The sequence below is a fragment of the Stenotrophomonas sp. HMSC10F06 genome (assembly GCF_001807865.1).
GTDB classification, from domain to species: domain Bacteria; phylum Pseudomonadota; class Gammaproteobacteria; order Xanthomonadales; family Xanthomonadaceae; genus Stenotrophomonas; species Stenotrophomonas bentonitica_A.
On record NZ_KV791285.1, the window covers coordinates 279059 to 297395 of the forward strand.

The window sequence follows — 18337 nt, forward strand, 5'->3', positions numbered from 1 at the left end:
GATCAGCCGCCGACGCTGCTGCGGTTGCTGCTGGTGTTGCCGAAGCCACCGCGGCTGGCGGTGACCGCCCGGTTCGGGGTGGCGTTGACCGGCGCCAGGCCGGCCTTGCCGGCGCCGATGCCGCTGGCGGTGTTCATCCCACCGGTGGACGGGCCCGGACGGGCCCAGCCCTTGGCCTTGTCCTGGTAGGCCGGCGCCGCCGCCGGCTGCTGGGCCAGACCCGCGCCGCCGCGGTTGCTGAGCATCTGCGACATGAAGAAGCCCATCATCATCGGGCCGATGAACGAGTGGCCGGTGGAGGTCTTCTGTTCCACGCACTGCTCGGCGTTGTACTCGGCCTCACAGGCTTCGCGCGTGGCGTACTTGGGGGCGGCATCGGCCGACTGCTTCTGCGCTTCGGCAAAGGCATTGCGGCAGCTGGACGGATCGCCGGTGGCTTCGGTACAGGCCTGCACCGAGGTGTAGAGCCCTTCCTGCACCTGCACGGCCTCGTTCTTCTGGCAGGCGGTGAACAGCAGCGGCGCAGCGCTCATCAGCAGCAGCGCAGTGGTCCTGGAACGTTTCATGGCGTCATGCCCCCTAGTGCGGTTATCTCCCCAATCATGCCTGATCGGCGCGAACAACCAAAACCGGCAAAGTCGAAAACATGAACAGCGTTTCAGGATTCGATCGCGCGGCAGCGGCGAAGGTGGTTGCAAACGCAACCGGAATTTTTCGGCAGAATCGAGGCGAAACGCGCCCCCACGGCCCGCCAGATCCTGCCAGCCACCATGCCTGAATACCGCTCCCGCACCTCCACCGCCGGCCGCAACATGGCTGGCGCACGCGCCCTGTGGCGCGCCACCGGGATGACAGATGGCGACTTCCACAAGCCGATCATCGCCGTCGCCAACTCGTTCACCCAGTTCGTGCCCGGCCACGTGCACCTCAAGGACCTGGGCCAGCTCGTGGCGCGCGAGATCGAGCAGGTCGGCGGCGTGGCGAAGGAATTCAACACCATCGCGGTGGATGACGGCATCGCCATGGGCCATGACGGCATGCTGTATTCGCTGCCCAGCCGCGAGATCATCGCCGACTCGGTGGAGTACATGGCCAACGCACACTGCGCCGATGCGCTGGTGTGCATCTCCAACTGCGACAAGATCACCCCCGGCATGCTGATGGCCGCGCTGCGCCTGAACATCCCGGTGGTGTTCGTCTCCGGCGGGCCGATGGAAGCGGGCAAGACGCGCCTGTCCGAGCACAAGCTGGACCTGGTCGATGCCATGGTGATCGCCGCCGATGAAAGCGCCAGCGATGAGAAGGTCGCCGAATACGAGCGCAGCGCCTGCCCCACCTGCGGCTCGTGCTCGGGCATGTTCACCGCCAACTCGATGAACTGCCTGACCGAGGCACTGGGCCTGTCGCTGCCGGGCAACGGCTCCACCCTGGCCACGCACGCCGACCGCGAGCAGCTGTTCCGCCGTGCCGGCCGCCTGATCGTGGAACTGTGCCACCGCTGGTATGGCGGCGAAGAGATCGGTGCGCTGCCCCGCGGCATCGCCACCCGCCAGGCGTTCGAGAACGCGATGACGCTGGATATCGCGATGGGCGGCTCGACCAACACCATCCTGCACCTGTTGGCGGCGGCGCAGGAGGCGGAAGTGGACTTCGACCTGCATGCCATCGACGCGCTCTCGCGCCGTGTGCCGCAGCTGTGCAAGGTCGCTCCGAACACGCCGAAGTACCACATGGAGGACGTGCATCGCGCCGGCGGCGTGTTCGGCATCCTCGGTGAGCTTGCGCGGGGCGGCCTGCTGCACACCGACGTGCCGACCGTGCACAGCCGCACCCTGGCCGAGGCGATCGCACGTTGGGATGTGGCGGTGAGCACCGATGAGAAGGTGCACGATTTCTTCCGCGCCGGGCCGGCAGGCATCCCGACCCAGATCGCGTTCAGCCAGGCCACGCGCTGGCCGACGCTGGACGTGGACCGCGCCGAAGGCTGCATCCGCGATGTCGCCCATGCGTACTCCGCAGAAGGTGGACTGGCCGTGCTGCGTGGCAACCTGGCCGTTGATGGCTGCGTGGTGAAGACTGCCGGCGTGGATGAATCCATCCATGTGTTCGAAGGCAACGCGCGGGTGTTCGAGAGCCAGGACGCCGCCGTGCAGGACATCCTCGCCGATGAAGTCGTCGCCGGTGACGTGGTCGTGATCCGCTACGAAGGCCCGCGCGGCGGCCCGGGCATGCAGGAGATGCTGTACCCGACCAGCTATCTGAAATCCAAGGGGCTGGGCAAGCAATGCGCCCTGCTCACCGACGGCCGTTTCTCCGGCGGCACCTCGGGCCTGTCGATCGGGCATGCCTCGCCGGAAGCGGCCTCGGGCGGCACCATCGGCCTGGTTCGCGATGGCGACCGCATCCGCATCGACATCCCGGCGCGGCGCATCGATCTGCTGCTGGATGACGCCACGCTGGCGGCACGCCGTGCCGAGCAGGACGCCCTGGGCTGGAAACCGCGCGAGGCGCGCCCGCGCAAGGTCACCGGCGCGTTGAAAGCCTATGCGTTGCTGGCGACGAGTGCCGATAAGGGCGCGGTGCGGGATCTGGCGAAGCTGGAGGACTGAGAGCGCCTGGAGGCGCCGCCCGGCTTGACCGGCAATGTGCCGTAGGCCAACACTCGCTCCAGACCTCTGCACAAGGATGTGACGATGCACGGCTCGCGCTCTCTGCTGGCTCTGGCCCTGTCGGCCGCCGCCTGTCCCGCCGTTGCCGACGAATGCGCGGTGGATCTCACTGCGATGCTGGCGTTGACGCCGGAGCAGTTCGATCAGGATCTGGGGGGCGGCTGGCGCCCCATGGCGGAGAAGGCGGAGTGCCAGCTGGCGGCCGCCGATCTCATCGCGGCCTATCGTGCGCAGCCCAAGGCCGCCGGCAACACCACGATGATCTGGCATGAAGCGCAGATGCGTGCACAGGCCGGGCAGGACGCACAGGCGGTCGCATTGATGCGGCAGACCTACAAGCCCGCGCCCGACGCTGGCGGTTGGAATCCCTACGTGGATGCCAGCATCGCCTTCATCGAGAAGGACCGGCCGGCCCTGGCCGCTGCCCGCACGGCGCTGGCAGCCCTGCCAGCGCCGCCGGAGGTGAACGTCAAGGATGGATTTTTCAGCTTCGCGATGCCGAACGGCGAGGTGGTGCAGGTCGCCTGGCCGCCCAACCTCGATGTGGTCGATGCGTTCGTCCGGTGCTTCGGCCAGAGCTACCGGCTGGCGTATTCCGCTCAGTCCTGCCGCCACCCCGACACTACGACCACGCCCGAGGGCCGCACACGCTGATCGGGTCGCAGGAGCTGCCCGTGTTACCCGATCACCCGCTTGAACGGTGGCAGTGAATCGATGATGCGTTTGCCGTAGCGGCGGGTCAGCAACCGCGAGTCGAGGATGATCACGCGACCGGTATCGGTGGAGGTGCGGATCAACCGGCCGGAGAACTGGGTCAGCGTGCGCAGCGCATGCGGGATCGCGATCAGGTTGAAGGCGTTCAGGCCGCGGCTTTCGAACCACTCGCTCAGCGTGGAGGTCTGCGGATCGGTCGGCACCGCGAACGGCACCTGGGTGATGACCACCGTGGTGCAGGCTTCGCCAGGCAGATCCAGGCCTTCGCCGAAGGAATTCAGCCCGAACAGCACCGAGCCCTCACCGGCCGAGGTACGCCGCAGGTGCTCGTCGATCATCTTCTGCTTGGCGGTCTCGCCCTGCACCAGCACCTGTTTGCGCTGCGCGGCCGGCATCAGCTCGGCCACCTTTTCCATCTTCCAGCGCGAGGTAAACAGCACGATGCTGCCCTTGCCCCAGTCCAGTTCCTTGACCAGGTACTTCGCGATTTCCTTCGGGTGACCTTCCTTGTCATCCGGGGTCACCGGGAACGCCGGCACGATCAGCTGGGCCTGGTTGGGCAGGTCGAACGGGGAGGCGAGCGAGACCATCTCGGCCTCGGCCGGAATGCCGTTGTCGATCGCCAAGGCCTGGAAGTCGCCGCCGCCGGTCAGCGTGGCCGAGGTCATCACCACCGAATCCACCTCATCCCAGAGCAGCTTGCGCAGCACGTTGGCGGCCGACACCGGCGAGCCGTGCAGGACCAGGTCGCCATCGCGCGAGAGGGTCACCCAGCGCGCGGTGGGCGGCTGGCCGTCCTTGTCTTCGCGGCGCCAGCCGGTCCACAGGTTGTGCTGCTGCTCGATCATCTCCAGCGCCATGCCGAGGTTGCGCTGCAGGCGCTCGCGCGCGGCATCCTCGGGCTTGCCTTTGGCCACCTGCGTCAGCGCGGCGTGCGCCCAGTTGAACAGCGCGCGGGTGTCGTCGGCGATGGCCTCGATCTCCGGCATCCAGATGTCCGGCAAGCGGCCATTCGGAGCGCGCCACATCGGCTCCTGCGCGGAAGGATCCGGCCGCCAGCTGCGGTCGATCACATCACGAAAGGCCTTGAGCTGCTTGCTGACCTTGGCGGCGGCCTCGATCGCCTCGTTGGGCAGCAGGTTGCCCAGCTTGTCCTTGTCCACCGCGCGGTAGGACGCGGCGATCAGCACCTGCAGACGGCCGGTGCGCTTGGCCATCTCGTCCAGCGCGAGGCTGGCCGCACCCTGGTCGATGGCGACGTTGCCGATATGGTGGCCTTCGTCGAGCACCAGCAGCATGTCCGACGGTGGGGCGATCAGCGGCTGGCCGTTGTCGCTCTCACCGATCGACAGGGCCGACAGCAGCAGCGCGTGGTTGGTCACCACGATCTGCGCCTCGCGCACGGTGTTGCGCGAACGCAGCACGGCGCACTGCGCGGCGTAGGCGCACTTGCGCCCGGCGCAGCCCGAGGCCGGCGTGGTGATGCGCGAGCGCAGGGTGTTGCTGATCGTTTCCGGCGCGTTGTCCAGGTCGCCGTTCCAGCGGCCTTCGAGGAAGGCCTTGCTCAGCGACTGCGCCAGGTCCATCTCGATCGGCGCCAACGGGCGATCGAACAGCGGCTGCTCGTCGTCGAACATGCCTTCCTGCGCGCCATCGCCATGCGCTTCGGCGGCATTGCGGGTGCACAGGTAGCGGGTGCGGCCCTTGGCCAGCGCCACCGTCGCTTCGATACCGGTGGCCTTGAGGAAATTGGGGATGTCGCGCTCGACCAGCTGCGACTGCAGCGCCACGGTGCCGGTGCTGATCACCAGCTTCTTTTTGGTCGCCAGCGCGATCGGCACGCCGGCGGTCAGGTAGCCCAGCGACTTGCCGACGCCGGTCGGGGCTTCAACCACGCCCACGCCGCCGCTGTGCGAGAGCGCACGCGACACCACACCGATCATCTGGCTCTGCGAGCGCCGGGTACTGAAGCCGGGCGTATTGGCCTGCAGCTTGGCGTAGGCGTCGCGGATGCCGGCCTTGAGTTCGTCGTTCAGGGCGCGGGGGGCTTCAACTTTTTCGGTCACGCCGGAGGACTGCCTGACTGGATCACGGTCCCCATTTTCTCACGACCCGGCGGTCGTGACCGGCGCCATTTTCCGCGCCGGTTCATATCCGTGACGCGACCCACGCCAACACTGTGGACCGCGACAGCCTGCTGCATCCGCTCAGCGCGGCGGCAGCGGCGCAGCGGGCGGAACGGCGCGGCTGCGCAGCGCGCGGGTCATCGCCCAGACCAGCAGGACCAGCGCGAGCGCCTCGAACAGGTTGAGCGCGAAGTGGCCAGCGCCCAGCAGCTTGGACATCAGCTGCAGGTTTTCGTAGTTGCCCTGCTGCACCATCCACATCGGCACCAGGTTGAGCACCAGGCCGGCCAGCGTGGTCAGCGCTATCAGGCCCAGCGCGCCCAGGGCAACACTGCGGATCGCCCCGCGCGGGGTGTCCACCACCCAGACCACCGCGACCGCCAGCGCGATCAGCACCGGCAGGCGCACGCCCACCATGGTCAGCATCGAGACCAGCAGGTCCATGTCCACCGGCTCAGTCCTCGCCGGCCAGCGGCGCCAGCCGGTTCCGCAGCTCGGTGTAGACCGCGTCGGTCTGCGGGCGCACCGCGTGCCACTGCAGGAAGCTCTCGGCGGCCTGTTCGACCAGCATGCCCAGGCCGTCGACGATGTTGCGGCAGCCGGCCGAGCGCGCCCACGCGGTGAAGGCGATCGCGGCCTCGCCGTAGTTGAGGTCCACGGCGGTGGTCATGCTGTTGACGAGCGAGAGCGGCAGCTTGAATTCCGCGGTGCGGTCGCGGCCGGCCGAGGTGGCGTTGACGATCAACTCGAAATCGCCCAGCTCGCGGATGTCTTCCCAGTAGCGGGTGATCGCACGGCCCGGCTCGCCCATCGCATCGATCAGCGCGTCGGCGCGCTCCGGGGTGCGGTTGACCACCACCAGCTCCAGGATGCCGGCATCCAGCAGGGCCGGGGCCACGCTGCGGGCCGAGCCGCCGGCGCCGATCAGCAGGGTGCGGCGGCCACGCAGGTCCAGGCCGTGGCGGTCGGTAAGGTCACGGACCAGGCCGATGCCATCGGTGGTGTCGCCATGCCAGCGGTCGCCCTTGCGCAGCAGCGTGTTGACCGCACCGGCGCGGCGCGCGCGCGAGGTCAGCGTGGTGCACAGTGCGAAGGCGGCTTCCTTGTGCGGCGCGGTGATGTTGGCGCCCACGCCGCCCTCGGCGGCGAAGGCCTCCAGCGCTGCCAGGAACTCGGCCGGCGACGCTTCGATCGCACGGTAGTCCAGCGCCAGGCCTTCCTGCCGGCCGAACGTGGCGTGGATGTGCGGCGACTGCGAATGCGCGATGGGCTGGCCGAATACGGCGTAACGGTCGGTCATGGGTTTCCTGCTCCGGGCCTAGAATGGAACGCAAACCCCAACGGACGCGATGATGCGCATTCCATTGTCTCTGCTCGCGCTGAGCGCCAGTTTACTCTGCACACCCGCCGCGATGGCGCTTTCCGAATTCGGCATCGAGGGCATGGGCGTGGTCTCGACCAAGGCCAACGAAGCCCAGGCCACGATCGCGCCGGATGGCCAGCGCATCGTCTGGGCCAGCGACCGACCCGGCGGAAAGGGGGGCTGGGACCTGTGGCAGGCGGTGCTGCGCGATGGCCGCTGGCAGGACCCTGCCCCGCTCGCGCTCAACAGCGCCAGCGATGAGCGCGACCCCTACTTCAGCCATGATGGACGCTGGCTGTACTTCGCCTCCAACCGACCCGGCGGCCAGGGCGGATTCGACCTGTACCGCGCCCCGGTGGCCGCCGATGGCAGCGTCGGGCCCGCGCAGACCCTGCCGGGGGCGCTCAACACGCGCGCGGACGAACGGGCCCCCGCGCTGCGCCCGGACGGCCGCATGCTGCTGTTCTCGCGCAACGGCAAACACACCCAGGGCGGCTTCGATCTGTACCTGGCGCCCGTGCAGGGCGAGGGATTCGGCACCGCGCAGGCCCTGCCCGCCCCGCTCAACACGGCCGCCGACGAACTCGGGGCGGCCTGGCTGGATAACGAGGGTGCACTGGCCTTCACCCGCGCGAGCGACGGACATTCGCAGGTCCTGCTGGTGGGCTGCGATCACCGCCAGGCGGCGGTGCCGTTGACGTTGTCGTTCAACACCGCCGACGGCCAGACCGGCGCGCCGGTGGTGGACGCGTCCAAGCCCACGGAGATGGTGCTGGCTGGCATGGCACGCGCACCGCGTGCCGGCGGGCTGGATCTGTACCGGATCAAGGCGCCGTCAGCGCCGCGGGGTATGGGCTGCGGTTGACGCCGCGGGGCCGCAAGGCAGCCACGCGTGGCGTGGCTCTACCCGTGGAGGCGGCGCCGCCCAGCGTCAATGGCCCTGCAGCAGCTCCGCGCGCAGCTGCTCGTACTGCGCCTCGCTGATCTCGCCGTGGTCCTTGCGCTGGTTCAATGCCGCCAGCTGCGCCTGCAATGCCGGCGACAGCTGCGCCTCACGGGCGATGCGGGCAGCGGCGGAGGGCTGCTCCGGCGCCTGCCGCGCGGCGCGGCGCACGCCGCGGATCACCAGCCCGATCACCGCTGCGAAGGCCAGCACGCCGGCCGTCCAGGTCACCCACTGTAGCCATCCCATCGTCTGCATCATCGTCGTCCTGTATCGGGGTGGGCGCGTATTGTCAGCGCTCGCGCAGCCAACGCGCCACCTGCGGGGCGAAATAGGTCAGCACGCCATCGGCGCCGGCACGCTTGAAGCCGATCAGCGATTCCATCACACAGGCTCGTTCATCCAGCCAGCCATTGGCGAAGGCCGCCTTCATCATCGCGTACTCGCCACTGACCTGATACGCGAAGGTCGGCACGCCGAACTGCTGCTTCACCCGGCGCACCAGGTCCAGGTAGGGCATGCCCGGCTTGACCATGACCATGTCTGCACCTTCTTCCAGGTCCAGCGCGATCTCGCGCATGGCTTCATCGCCGTTGGCCGGGTCCATCTGGTAGGTCTTCTTGTCCGCCTTGCCGAGGCCGGCCGAGCTGCCCACCGCATCGCGGAACGGACCGTAGAACGCCGAGGCGTACTTGGCCGAGTAGGCCATGATGCGCACGTTGACGTGGCCCGCGGCATCCAGCGCACGGCGGATCGCGCCGATGCGGCCGTCCATCATGTCCGACGGCGAAATGATGTCCACGCCCGCTTCGGCATGCGAGAGCGACTGCTTGACCAGCGCCTCGACCGTGATGTCGTTGAGCACGTAGCCGGCGTCATCGATGATGCCGTCCTGACCATGCGTGGTGTACGGATCCAGCGCGACATCGGTCATCACGCCCAGCTCGGGGAAGCGCGCCTTCAGTGCACGCACGGCGCGCTGCGCCAGCCCGTTCCCATTCCACGCCGCCGCCGCGTCCAGACTCTTGCCGGCCGGATCGATCACCGGGAACAGGTCGATCACCGGGATGCCGAGTTCCAGCGCCTCTTCGGCCACCTTGAGCAGCTCGTCGATCGAGAGCCGTTCCACGCCCGGCATCGAGGCGATCGGCGCGCGGCCGGCCAGCTCGTGCACGAACACCGGATAGATCAGGTCGTCGGTGGTCAGGGTGTTTTCGCGCATGAGGCGGCGCGAGAACTCGTCGTGACGCATGCGGCGGGGGCGGTAGTCGGGGTGTGCCATGAGGTGCTCCGGAACGGAAGGCAGGAATTACTGCAGCAGGTACTGCCGCGGTTGCAGGGGCTCGGGCAGCGGCTGGACGCCCAGGCTGTCGAGCAGATCGATTTCGATGGTGCGCACCATCGCATCCAGCGGCAGGTCGTTGGATTCCAGCCCGAACGGCTCTTCCATCTCCTCGCCAAGCTGGTCCAGGCCGAAGAACGCATACGCCAACACGGCCGAGACCACCGGCGTGGCCCAGCCCAGCGAGCTGGCCAGGCCGAACGGCAGCAGCACGCAGAACAGCCACGCGCAGCGGTGCAGCAGCAGCGTGTAAGCGAACGGCAGCGGCGTGGTCAGGATGCGCTCGCAACCGGCCTGGATGCTGGAGAGCGCATGCAGGCGTGTTTCGAACTGGGTGTACAGGTAGGGATCGAGCTGACCGGCGCGCAGCGCCTGGGCCAGATCGGAGGCGATCATCGCCAGCAGTTGATCCGGCACATTGCGGCGCTGGCCGAAACGCACGCGGTCGGCCTCGGCCACCCACGGCAGCGCCGCCAACGCCACGTCGCGGCCGCGCAGGCGGGCGGCCAAGGCATGCGCGAAACCGATGCACAGCCGGCACACCCGGTCACACAGCGCCGCATCGTCGACCAGCACGGCCTGGCACAGCCGCGCTAGGCTGCGCGATTCATAGATCAGCTGGCCCCACAGCTTGCGGCCTTCCCACCAACGCTCGAAGCAGGCGTTGTTGCGGAAGCTGAGGAAGATCGACAGCACCAGGCCCAGCAGCGTGAACGGCGCCACCGAGACGCGCTCGATGCCCGGCGGGTGCCACAGCTCGGCCAGGGCGGCAACGGCAATGGACAGCAGCAGGATCGCCACGACTTTCGGGGCCACCGCCGGAACGATGGAGCCGCGCAGGATGTAGAGCAGTTGCCAACCGTGGGGACGAGGACGAATGATCATCGGTGCAGGGAGAGCGCCCGGACGGGCGTGGACCGCCGGCGGAGCCGGATGCGGCAGCCGGTCATTCTACGCCGATGGTGCCGGGCGGCCGTGAGCTGCGACGGTCGGTCGCACCCGCATGGCTCAGATGATGCCGCCGCCCAGCCCGAGCCGGACGATGCCGACCACCACCACGATGCCGTTGAGCACCAGCCCGGTCCAGGCCCGGCCGCGCTTGCTGACGTGGGTGAACAGGATGCCGATGGCGGCGATGACCGCGCCCACGGCGGCGAACGGGATCAGGAACCAGTTGCCCCAGCCCAGCAGCGGGATCAGGGCCACAATCATCCAGAGCAGCGCCACGATGCCCCACAACAGACTGATCAATCCCATGCCCGGCTCCTTGAGGTGAATGCGTGGCCCACCATAGCGGTTCCGGGCGCAGGCGCAAGCGGCAGCGAGACGCCGTTGGCGGGGGCCTCACCGCGGCGGTGCTAGGGTGCACTGGCAGGGGTTGGCACCGATTCAGTCGCCAGCGCCGATCATCCCAGCCATCACACACAGGGGTAACGCCATGAACATCCGATGCGCCGCATTGCTGGGCCTGGCGCTGCTCAGCGCTGGCTGTGCCAGCACCTCCAAGGTCATGCTCGGCCAGGCACGTGCGCCGGTCGATCCGGCCACGGTCCAGATCTACTCCACGCCGCCGGCCGGCTCACAGGAAATCGCCCAGCTTGAATCGGCCAGTGCGGTCGGCTTCGGCACGCAGGGCCAGACCGATGCGGCCGTGATGCGGCTCAAGCGTGAAGCGGCCGCCCTCGGTGCCAATGGCGTGATCCTGATGGGCGTCGGCTCCAGCGGTTCGCCGGTGGGCATGTCCGTCGGTGCGGGCAGCTATGGCTCGCACGTGGGCGGTGGCGTCGGCATCGGCATTCCGACCACGCAGAAGCGCGCGGCCGGCGTGGCCATCTGGGTACCCAACCCGCCGCCGGCGCCGCGCCTGCCCACGCAGACGATCACGCCGCAGCGCTAACCGGCGCCGCGGTAGGCCACGACCGTTGGTCGTGGCGGCCGGGCCAGCGCACCGACCAACGGTCGGTGCCTACCGGGAAACGCCCCGCACCTACCGGAACCGTGTCAGCGCTTGGCCGCGCTGTTGTACTTCGGCACGAACACCTCGTTCACTGCCTTGGCCAGCTGGTCCGGCGGCAGCAGGCCCTGGTCCAGCAGGAAGTTGTTGAACGCCAGCCGGTCGAAGCGATCGCCCAGCGCCAGCTCGGTCTGCATGCGCAGCTCAAGGATGCGGGTGTAACCGTAGAAGTAGCTGCCGGCCTGGCCGGGCATGCGCACCATGTAGCGGTCCAGTTCCTGGGTGGCCATCGCCTTGGACAGGCCGACTTCGTCGATCAGCACGCGCTCGGCGTTGGCACGGTCGATCTGGCCCAGGTTGAGCATCGGGTCCAGCATTGCGCGCGCGGCACGCAGCAGGCGGAACTGCAGCGCGATCAGCTGCCCGTCCAGCGGCTCGTACGGCACCATCTCCGCTTCGGCATACAACGCCCAGCCTTCCACGTTGACCGAGTTGAAGGCGAACATGGTGCGCGCCAGCGAGATGCCGCGCTCGACCATCGCGGTGAACTGCAGCTCGTGGCCCGGGCGGCCTTCATGCGCGCTCAGCGTCCAGGCGGCCGAGCCGAAGTTGAAATCGTCGTACTGCGCGGCCTTGTCGCCGGCGGCCGGGTTGCCCAGCGGCAGCACGAAGGTGCCCTGCTGCCCGGTGTTGCCGACCAGCGGGGCCGGCAGGAAATGCGGGGCCGGCGAGGCGGCACTTTCGGCAGCCGAGCCCAGCCGCATCTGCATCGGGCGCTGCGGCACATCGACGATCTTTTCCTTGCGGATGATCGGGTCGATCGCATCGATCACGCCACGGTAGTGGTGCTCAAGCTGGTCGTCAGGAATCTTGTCGCCCTTGAGCGCACGCACCACCGCGACCGGATCGGTGGGGTCGGTGACCTTCAGGCCCTTGGCCTGCACCACCAGCGGTGCCAGCTGGCGCATCGCCGACCGGGTTTCCATGAATTCCAGCTGGGCCCGCTGCATCAGCAGCGCCGGGGCGATGTCGATGCCCACGCGCTTGAGCTGGTAGGCATACAGCGGCTCGGGCAGGCGCGCGTCGGTGCGGGCCTTGGGCAGCACGTCACGGCGGGTCCAGTCGCGGTACTCGCGCAGCTGGCTGGCGATGGTCTGCAGCGCCTGCTCGGCACCGGCCACCTTGTACTTGCCGAACAGCTGCTCGATGCCGCTGATGTAGGTATCCACATTGGCCAGCGACTGCTCGACTTCGATCTTCGTCGGCTGCAGCAGGCTCTTGTCGCCCAGGCGCTCTTCGTAGCGCTGGCGCGACAGCGTGGTCACCGGCTGCGTGCCCGGGGCAAGCCCGGCGTAGGCCTTCAGGCGGTCCAGCGCCTTGGCGCGGCGTTCGGCGGGCACCTGGTCGGACAGCAGCAGGTTGAGGCCGCTGAACACGGTCTGCGGGGTATCGCTCCACGGCAGCAGGTACTTCTCGTTGAGTTCGCTGCCTTCGATGTTCTGGTCGGCGGCGGCGATCATGATCGCCAGGTCCTGGCGGACATTGGGATCGCGCTCGGTGGCGAGCTTGGCCTGCAGCTCACTGCGCGACTTGGCCATCGCCGCGCGGTAGCGGGCGCCGTTGTCCGGGCCGAAGTCGGCCACCTTGTCGTCGTAGCCCGGCACGCCGAAGAAGCCGGTTTCTTCCGGCTGGAACGGGCCCTGCGCATCCAGCAGGATCTGCGCGAGCTGATTGCTGCGGGTCACCCAGGCCGGCGAAGCGGCGGGCTTGGCGGCTGCCGGCGCGGCCAAGGCCGGGGGAGCCGACAGCGCGGCGGGAACGGACAGCGCAAGCGCAACGGCGAGGACAAGCGGCTTCATGCAGGAACTCCAGGGCAGGATGCCTGCGACCCTACGCACTTGGCGGGTCCGGGGCAATTGGCCGGAGGTCATGCGCCGCTCAGATCTGCAAGGCCTCCGGTGCCGGCGGGCAGTCCCCCTTCGCCCGGCACTCTTCGAGCGCGCAACTGTCCGCGGCTTCGAGGTCGTCCAGGGCGGCCAGATCGATCGCCTCCTTGCCGTCGGTCACCACGTACAGCATCGGGTAGTCCCAGTGCTCGCCGGCGCGCTTGGCGTTGAGGAAGATGCGGCCGTTGCCCTGCGGGCCGGACACCGCGATCACGAACTGGCTCTGCCCGTTGGAATGCATCGAGCCGGCGGGCAGGTAGCCATCGCGCAGCGGCTCACCCAGGGCCGCCACCAGTTCGATGTTGCAGCGCGCGCGGCGCATGGCTTCCTGGTAGGGCGTGCTGGACTTGCTCCAGTACGCCCACTGGGACAGCGCGAACCCTACCGCGCCCGCTGCCGCCGCCATACCGACCACCACCGCAAGCGGCATCGCCCAGCGCCAGTGGCGACGCCACCAGCCGGTGGGCACGGTCGAACCAGGAAGCGCGGGCGGCAATGTCATCGGCAAACTCCTTGTCAGGCCGGTGGCGGAAACGCGGCATCAGGGCGCCAGGCAACGCCCCAGGAAATCTTCGGCCAGGCGGTAGCGGTGCAGCGCATTGCTGCCCGACAGGCCGTGCTTGGCGCCGGGGTAGGTCATCAGTTCGAACGGCTGGCCGCGCTTCTGCAGGGCGCTCATCAGCACCGTGGAATTGGTGAACAGCACGTTGTCATCGGCCATGCCGTGGATCAGCAGCAGCCGCGAGCGCAGGCCGTCGATGTGCGCCAGCACGCGCGCTTCTTCGTAGCCCTTCGGGTTGTTGCCCGGCAGGTTCATGTAGCGCTCGGTGTAGTGGGTGTCATACAGGCCCCAGTCGGTCACCGGTGCACCGGCCACGCCGCAGGCGTAGCTGTCGGAGGCCTTGGCCAGCAGCATCAGGGTCATGTAACCGCCGTTGGACCAGCCCTGCACGCCGATGCGCGCCGGGTCGACCCAGGCCTGCTGCTTCAGCCAGGCCACGCCGCGCAGCTGGTCGGCCACTTCCACCGTGCCCTGCACGCCATACAGCGCGCCACCGAAATCGCGGCCGCGACGCGGGGTGCCACGGTTGTCCAGCGAGAACACCACGTAGCCCTGCTGGGCCAGGTACTGGTTGAACAGATGATCGCCACGGCCGGGCCAGCTGTTGGTGACCGTCTGCGAGGCCGGGCCGCCATAGACGTACACCACCACCGGGTAGCGCTTGGCCGGATCGAAACCGGTCGGCTTGATCAGGCTGTAGTTCAGTTCTGTCTTGCCGTCGGCGGCGGTCAGGGCGCCGAACTCGACCGGGCGCTGCGCATCGAGATAGCGTGCGTACGGATGCGCCGGGTCGTCAAGATTGTTCTCGACCAGGGTGGCGATCTTCTCGCCGTTGGCACGGTGCAGCGCGATCTGCGGCGGCGTGGTCGTGTTGGACCAGCTGTCCACGTAGACGCTGGCGTTGCGCGCGAAGCTGGCGGTGTGCATGCCCGGCGCCTGCGAGAGGCGCTGCGGCGTGCCACCCTGCAGCGACACGGCATACAGCTGGCTTTCGCGCGCGCTGTCCATGCCGGCGCGGAAGTAGACCTTGCCGGCGTCTTCGTCCACGGCGAGCAGTTCGTCCACCGGCCAGGTGCCGGCGGTCAGCGGGGTGACGGTCTTGCCGTCGTCGGAGATGCGGTACAGGTGCTCGAAACCACTGCGCTCGGACGACCACACAAAACCACCCTGCTTGAGGAAGCGCAGGCTGTTGTGCAGTGGCACCCAGGTCGGCGAGGTTTCGGTCACCAGCGTGCGCTGCTGGCCGCTGGCCAGCTCGGTCTGGACCATTTCGAGTGTCTTCTGATCGCGCGACTGGCGCTGGAAGGTCAGGTGTTTCGGGTCGCGCCAATCGACGCGGGCCAGATAGATGTCGGGGTTGCGGCCCAGGTCGATCCAGCGCGGCGCGGCGTTCCGGCGCGGCGCGATCACCGCCAGCTTCACGGTGACGTTGTGGTCGCCGGCGGCCGGGTAGCGCTGCTCGATCATCTCGGTGCGGTCGGCATACATCTCGTAGCGTTTCTGCACTGGCACCGGGGATTCATCGATGCGGGCGAAGGCGATCGCCGAGTCGTCCGGCGCCCACCAGTAGCCGGTGTGGCGGTCCATTTCCTCATCGGCCACGAACTCGGCCACGCCGTTGCCGATGGTGTCGCTGCCATCGCCGGTGAGCTGGATCTGCTGGCCGCTGGCCAGGTCGATCACCCACAGGTTGCGGGCGCGCACGAAGCTGACGAAGCCGCCCTTCGGCGAGAGCTTGGCATCGGTGGCGAAGCCTTCGCCGTGGGTGAGCTGGCGCACCGCGGCCTTGCCCTGCTTGCTCAGGTCGTACAGGTACAGCTCGCCGCCGAGCGGGAACAGCAGGGTGCGTGCATCCGGCGACCACTGGTAATCGACGATGCCGGTCATCGCGGCGATGCGCTGGCGCTCGCGGCGGGCCTTCTCGGCATCGCTCAGGGTCTCTTCGCCCGGCAGCACCACCTTGGAATCGACCAGCAGATGGGTCTGCCCACTGGCGATGTCGTATGCCCACAGGTCCAGCTGGTTGCGGTCCGCATCCTTGCCGCGCAGGAAGCTGACCTGCGAGCCATCCGGGGCCACTTTGGGCTTCATCAGGGTCGGGCCGGACAACGGCAGCGGGCCGGTGATGGCATCCAGGGTCAGTTTTTCAGCGTGGGCGGTCGAGGTCGAGGCGAGCATCAGGGCGAGCGAAGCAAACAGGTGGCGCATGAAGGATTCCGGCAGCGTCTGGGCAGTCCCCGGCCGCAGCTGCGGTACTGGGGAACGCTTCATCCTAACCAAAACCGTTCCGGTCGTGCCGGAGATGGCGGACGTCCGGCCGCGCCGAGTGTTCCGGGGAGCCGGCCAGCGGCCGGCACTACGCCGCTGCTCAGCGCTGGCCGAACAGGTGCTTGCGCTCTTCCTCGCTGAGTGGCTTGCCGGCCTGCGGGTTCACCTTCTCGCGCAGGGCGTAGGCCCGCTGGGTGGCCGGGCGCGCAGCGATCGCGTCATGCCAGCGCTTGAGGTTCGGGAAGGCGCTGAAATCGACCGGCAGCTTGTCGTAGGCCCCGATCCAGGGGTAGCTGGCCATGTCGGCGATGCTATACGCTTCACCGCCGAGATAGGCGGTCTGCGCCAGGCGCTTGTCCATCACGCCGTGCAGGCGGCGCACTTCGTTGTCGTAGCGCTCGATCGCATAGGGAATCTTTTCGGGCGCGTAGACGTTGAAATGGCCCATCTGGCCGCTCATCGGGCCAAGCCCGGCCATCTGCCAGAACAGCCATTCCAGCACCGCCACCCGGCCGCGGCTGTCGGCGGGCAGGAAGCGGCCGGTCTTCTCGGCCAGGTACAGCAGGATCGCGCCGGACTCGAACACGCTCTGCGGGGCGCCGCCGTCGGTGGGCTGGTGGTCCACCAGCGCTGGCATCTTGTTGTTGGGCGAGATCGCCAGGAAGGCGGGCGTGAACTGGTCCCCGGCGCCGATGTTCACCGGCTGGATCCGGTATGGCAGGCCGGTCTCCTCCAGCATCAGCGTGACTTTGTGGCCATTCGGGGTGGGCCAGTAGTACAGGTCGATCATGGCGACGGCTCGCGGATTGGGAATACCGAGTCTAGTCCGTCATTCGGCTTGGCAGGGTCAAGCCGGACCGTTACGCTGCGCCGTCCCCGCAACGCAGCATCCCAGCATGAGCTCGACCCAGACTCCCATCAGTCCCCTGTCCTCCCTGATCTTCGCCTCGCGCTGGCTGCAGCTGCCGCTGTACCTGGGCCTGATCCTGGCCCAATGCGTCTATGTGTTCCTGTTCGGCAAGGAGTTGTGGCACCTGCTGCACAAGGCCAACACCATGGGCGAGCAGGAGATCATGCTGCTGGTGCTGGGCCTGATCGACGTGGTGATGATCTCCAATCTGCTGGTGATGGTGATCGTGGGCGGCTATGAGACCTTCGTGTCGCGCCTGCGCCTGGAAAACCACCCCGACCAGCCGGAATGGCTGAGCCACGTCAACGCGAGCGTGCTGAAGGTGAAGCTGGCGCTGTCGATCATCGGTATCTCCTCGATCCACCTGCTGAAGACGTTCATTGCGGCGGGCAATCTGGATGGGCTGCCGTCGTGCAACAGCCCGGAGTACATCCTGGCGGTGCAGACGGCGATCAGCAGCATCGGCCCGAGCGCTGCAGCGGCCTTCAAGTGCTCGGCCATGACCTCGACCGGGGTGATGTGGCAGACCATCATCCACTGCGCCTTCATCCTCTCGGCGATCGGCATCGCCTACACCGACAAGCTGATGAACGGCACGCCGAGCAAGGCGCTGTCGCACTGACACTTGCCCGGCAGCGGCGGCATCGGTGAGGATGCCCCCTGCCCTGACCGCCTGGCCCCCGGGCCGGGCGGGGTGATGCTAGATTGCACACCTGCGGGTCCGCCATGGACGTCGGGAAACGTCCATGGCCTTCGGTCGGCCTGACCGCATCAGGCCCTACGTATCGTCGTCTTCAAAGGGGAGTTGGATGTCGCACGTCAAGACTCATGGCCCGGCGCGCCTGTTCGCGCCGATGATCCTGCTGGTCGCCCTGTCCGCCTGCTCGGGCCAGGACGACACCGCACCGGCCGCGCCTGCGGCACCCGCCACCCCCACTGCTGCGCCGGCCGCACCGGCGGTCTCGGCCAAGGTCCAGTCGCTGGGTACCGAGGAACTGCGTGAGCTGGCCAGCAAGGCCCTGCGCGAGAACCGCATGTACGCCCCGGCCGGCGACAACGCCATCGAGTACTACCTGGCGCTGCGCGACAAGACCCCGGATGACGCCTCGGTCAAAAGCGCGCTGACCGATCTGCTGCCCTATACCCTGATCGCCGCCGAGCAGAACCTTGGCCGCGAAGATTTCGCCGAAACCCAGCGCCTGGTTGCGCTGATCGAAAAGGTTGACCCGGCCGCCCCCGCACTGCCGCGCCTGAAACAAGGCATCAGCGGCAGCATGCAGACTGCGCTCAAGCGCACCCAGGAAGAGACCGACAAGGTCAAGAAAGACGCCGAGACCCGCGCCAAGCAGCTGGTTGAACAGCAGCGCCTGGCACAGCAGCAGAGCACCGAAGCCGAGGCCGCGCGGCAGATCGCCGCGCAGCAGGAAGCCGCGCGCCGCGACACCGACCGCCAGGATGCCGAGCGTCAGGCCACCGCCCGCCGCGAGGCCGAACAGCGCCAGCAGCAGGCCGCCGCCCAGCAGGCCGCGGCCACCCGCCA

At 68.2% G+C, this 18337-nt stretch carries 18 protein-coding genes; 6 read left to right on the forward strand and 12 right to left on the reverse strand.

Annotated elements, in window-relative coordinates:
- Nucleotides 1-2: 2 nt before the first annotated feature.
- Nucleotides 3-566, reverse strand: coding sequence for a DUF1190 domain-containing protein (locus tag HMPREF3113_RS11505; protein WP_070472525.1), 564 nt, complete (start codon nt 564-566; stop codon nt 3-5).
- A 204-nt stretch (nt 567-770) separates the two neighbouring features.
- Between HMPREF3113_RS11505 and ilvD the strand changes: the two genes are divergently transcribed.
- Entirely contained in the window at nt 771-2609 is a 1839-nt protein-coding gene (gene ilvD, locus HMPREF3113_RS11510; RefSeq protein WP_070472528.1) for a dihydroxy-acid dehydratase, read from the forward strand.
- Nucleotides 2610-2693: 84 nt separating this feature from the next.
- A complete protein-coding gene (locus HMPREF3113_RS11515; RefSeq protein ID WP_083298778.1) occupies nt 2694-3323 on the forward strand; it encodes a hypothetical protein in 630 nt (209 codons plus the stop codon).
- A 23-nt stretch (nt 3324-3346) separates the two neighbouring features.
- On the opposite strand, the gene dinG is transcribed toward HMPREF3113_RS11515, so the two are convergent.
- The 3 genes from dinG to aroE form a co-directional block, all read right to left on the reverse strand.
- Nucleotides 3347-5449: an ATP-dependent DNA helicase DinG gene (dinG, locus tag HMPREF3113_RS11520; RefSeq protein WP_070472531.1), complete on the reverse strand. Its 2103-nt coding sequence runs from the start codon at nt 5447-5449 to the stop codon at nt 3347-3349.
- Between the two features lie 141 nt (nt 5450-5590).
- Nucleotides 5591-5953 carry a hypothetical protein gene (locus tag HMPREF3113_RS11525; protein WP_070472534.1) on the reverse strand — a complete coding sequence of 121 codons (363 nt, stop codon included), beginning with the start codon at nt 5951-5953 and terminating at the stop codon, nt 5591-5593.
- Between the two features lie 10 nt (nt 5954-5963).
- Nucleotides 5964-6809 carry a shikimate dehydrogenase gene (gene aroE, locus HMPREF3113_RS11530; RefSeq protein ID WP_019185437.1) on the reverse strand — a complete coding sequence of 282 codons (846 nt, stop codon included), beginning with the start codon at nt 6807-6809 and terminating at the stop codon, nt 5964-5966.
- Nucleotides 6810-6861: 52 nt separating this feature from the next.
- Between aroE and HMPREF3113_RS11535 the strand changes: the two genes are divergently transcribed.
- On the forward strand, nt 6862-7737 hold the full coding sequence (locus HMPREF3113_RS11535) for a PD40 domain-containing protein (protein WP_070472628.1): 876 nt from the start codon (nt 6862-6864) through the stop codon (nt 7735-7737).
- A 66-nt stretch (nt 7738-7803) separates the two neighbouring features.
- Here the strand turns inward: HMPREF3113_RS11535 and HMPREF3113_RS11540 are convergent, their stop codons facing one another.
- The 4 genes from HMPREF3113_RS11540 to HMPREF3113_RS11555 form a co-directional block, all read right to left on the reverse strand.
- The gene (locus HMPREF3113_RS11540) at nt 7804-8073 is read right to left on the reverse strand and encodes an SHOCT domain-containing protein (RefSeq protein WP_235318897.1); all 270 of its coding nucleotides are present in this window, start codon (nt 8071-8073) and stop codon (nt 7804-7806) included.
- Between the two features lie 34 nt (nt 8074-8107).
- Nucleotides 8108-9097: a porphobilinogen synthase gene (hemB, locus tag HMPREF3113_RS11545; RefSeq protein ID WP_070472537.1), complete on the reverse strand. Its 990-nt coding sequence runs from the start codon at nt 9095-9097 to the stop codon at nt 8108-8110.
- A 27-nt stretch (nt 9098-9124) separates the two neighbouring features.
- On the reverse strand, nt 9125-10042 hold the full coding sequence (locus HMPREF3113_RS11550; protein WP_070472540.1) for a bestrophin family protein: 918 nt from the start codon (nt 10040-10042) through the stop codon (nt 9125-9127).
- Between the two features lie 123 nt (nt 10043-10165).
- Entirely contained in the window at nt 10166-10414 is a 249-nt protein-coding gene (locus tag HMPREF3113_RS11555; RefSeq protein WP_070472543.1) for a hypothetical protein, read from the reverse strand.
- Between the two features lie 181 nt (nt 10415-10595).
- On the opposite strand from HMPREF3113_RS11555, the gene HMPREF3113_RS11560 reads away from it, so the two are divergent.
- The gene (locus HMPREF3113_RS11560) at nt 10596-11054 is read left to right on the forward strand and encodes a hypothetical protein (RefSeq protein ID WP_019185443.1); all 459 of its coding nucleotides are present in this window, start codon (nt 10596-10598) and stop codon (nt 11052-11054) included.
- Between the two features lie 104 nt (nt 11055-11158).
- Here HMPREF3113_RS11560 and HMPREF3113_RS11565 read toward each other — a convergent pair whose 3' ends face one another.
- The 4 genes from HMPREF3113_RS11565 to HMPREF3113_RS11580 all read right to left on the reverse strand — a co-directional run bounded on the left by HMPREF3113_RS11565 (nt 11159) and on the right by HMPREF3113_RS11580 (nt 16677).
- Complete coding sequence (locus HMPREF3113_RS11565) at nt 11159-12970, reverse strand: DUF885 domain-containing protein (protein WP_070472546.1); 1812 nt, start codon at nt 12968-12970, stop codon at nt 11159-11161.
- A 79-nt stretch (nt 12971-13049) separates the two neighbouring features.
- On the reverse strand, nt 13050-13559 hold the full coding sequence (locus HMPREF3113_RS11570) for a cytochrome c oxidase assembly factor Coa1 family protein (protein ID WP_046273032.1): 510 nt from the start codon (nt 13557-13559) through the stop codon (nt 13050-13052).
- Between the two features lie 39 nt (nt 13560-13598).
- Nucleotides 13599-15827 (reverse strand): S9 family peptidase, encoded by a 2229-nt coding sequence (locus tag HMPREF3113_RS11575; protein WP_070472549.1) that lies wholly within the window; start codon nt 15825-15827, stop codon nt 13599-13601.
- Nucleotides 15828-15987: 160 nt separating this feature from the next.
- Nucleotides 15988-16677: a glutathione S-transferase N-terminal domain-containing protein gene (locus HMPREF3113_RS11580; RefSeq protein WP_070472553.1), complete on the reverse strand. Its 690-nt coding sequence runs from the start codon at nt 16675-16677 to the stop codon at nt 15988-15990.
- 106 nt (nt 16678-16783) lie between these two features.
- Between HMPREF3113_RS11580 and HMPREF3113_RS11585 the strand changes: the two genes are divergently transcribed.
- Together HMPREF3113_RS11585 and HMPREF3113_RS11590 are read left to right on the forward strand one after the other, a co-directional pair.
- Nucleotides 16784-17419, forward strand: a complete 636-nt coding sequence (locus tag HMPREF3113_RS11585; protein ID WP_070426178.1) for a TIGR00645 family protein — start codon at nt 16784-16786, stop codon at nt 17417-17419.
- Between the two features lie 187 nt (nt 17420-17606).
- The coding region (locus tag HMPREF3113_RS11590; protein WP_070472556.1) for an energy transducer TonB at nt 17607-18337 on the forward strand (731 nt) is incomplete at its 3' end.

Bases quoted from the DNA above. Each gene is read 5' to 3' on its own strand.
- HMPREF3113_RS11505 (WP_070472525.1), bottom strand. From the start codon at position 566: ATGAAACGTTCCAGGACCACTGCGCTGCTGCTGATGAGCGCTGCGCCG.
- ilvD (WP_070472528.1), top strand. From the start codon at position 771: ATGCCTGAATACCGCTCCCGCACCTCCACCGCCGGCCGCAACATGGCT.
- HMPREF3113_RS11515 (WP_083298778.1), top strand. From the start codon at position 2,694: ATGCACGGCTCGCGCTCTCTGCTGGCTCTGGCCCTGTCGGCCGCCGCC.
- HMPREF3113_RS11525 (WP_070472534.1), bottom strand. From the start codon at position 5,953: ATGGACCTGCTGGTCTCGATGCTGACCATGGTGGGCGTGCGCCTGCCG.
- aroE (WP_019185437.1), bottom strand. From the start codon at position 6,809: ATGACCGACCGTTACGCCGTATTCGGCCAGCCCATCGCGCATTCGCAG.
- HMPREF3113_RS11535 (WP_070472628.1), top strand. From the start codon at position 6,862: ATGCGCATTCCATTGTCTCTGCTCGCGCTGAGCGCCAGTTTACTCTGC.
- HMPREF3113_RS11540 (WP_235318897.1), bottom strand. From the start codon at position 8,073: ATGCAGACGATGGGATGGCTACAGTGGGTGACCTGGACGGCCGGCGTG.
- hemB (WP_070472537.1), bottom strand. From the start codon at position 9,097: ATGGCACACCCCGACTACCGCCCCCGCCGCATGCGTCACGACGAGTTC.
- HMPREF3113_RS11550 (WP_070472540.1), bottom strand. From the start codon at position 10,042: ATGATCATTCGTCCTCGTCCCCACGGTTGGCAACTGCTCTACATCCTG.
- HMPREF3113_RS11555 (WP_070472543.1), bottom strand. From the start codon at position 10,414: ATGGGATTGATCAGTCTGTTGTGGGGCATCGTGGCGCTGCTCTGGATG.
- HMPREF3113_RS11560 (WP_019185443.1), top strand. From the start codon at position 10,596: ATGAACATCCGATGCGCCGCATTGCTGGGCCTGGCGCTGCTCAGCGCT.
- HMPREF3113_RS11565 (WP_070472546.1), bottom strand. From the start codon at position 12,970: ATGAAGCCGCTTGTCCTCGCCGTTGCGCTTGCGCTGTCCGTTCCCGCC.
- HMPREF3113_RS11570 (WP_046273032.1), bottom strand. From the start codon at position 13,559: ATGACATTGCCGCCCGCGCTTCCTGGTTCGACCGTGCCCACCGGCTGG.
- HMPREF3113_RS11575 (WP_070472549.1), bottom strand. From the start codon at position 15,827: ATGCGCCACCTGTTTGCTTCGCTCGCCCTGATGCTCGCCTCGACCTCG.
- HMPREF3113_RS11580 (WP_070472553.1), bottom strand. From the start codon at position 16,677: ATGATCGACCTGTACTACTGGCCCACCCCGAATGGCCACAAAGTCACG.
- HMPREF3113_RS11585 (WP_070426178.1), top strand. From the start codon at position 16,784: ATGAGCTCGACCCAGACTCCCATCAGTCCCCTGTCCTCCCTGATCTTC.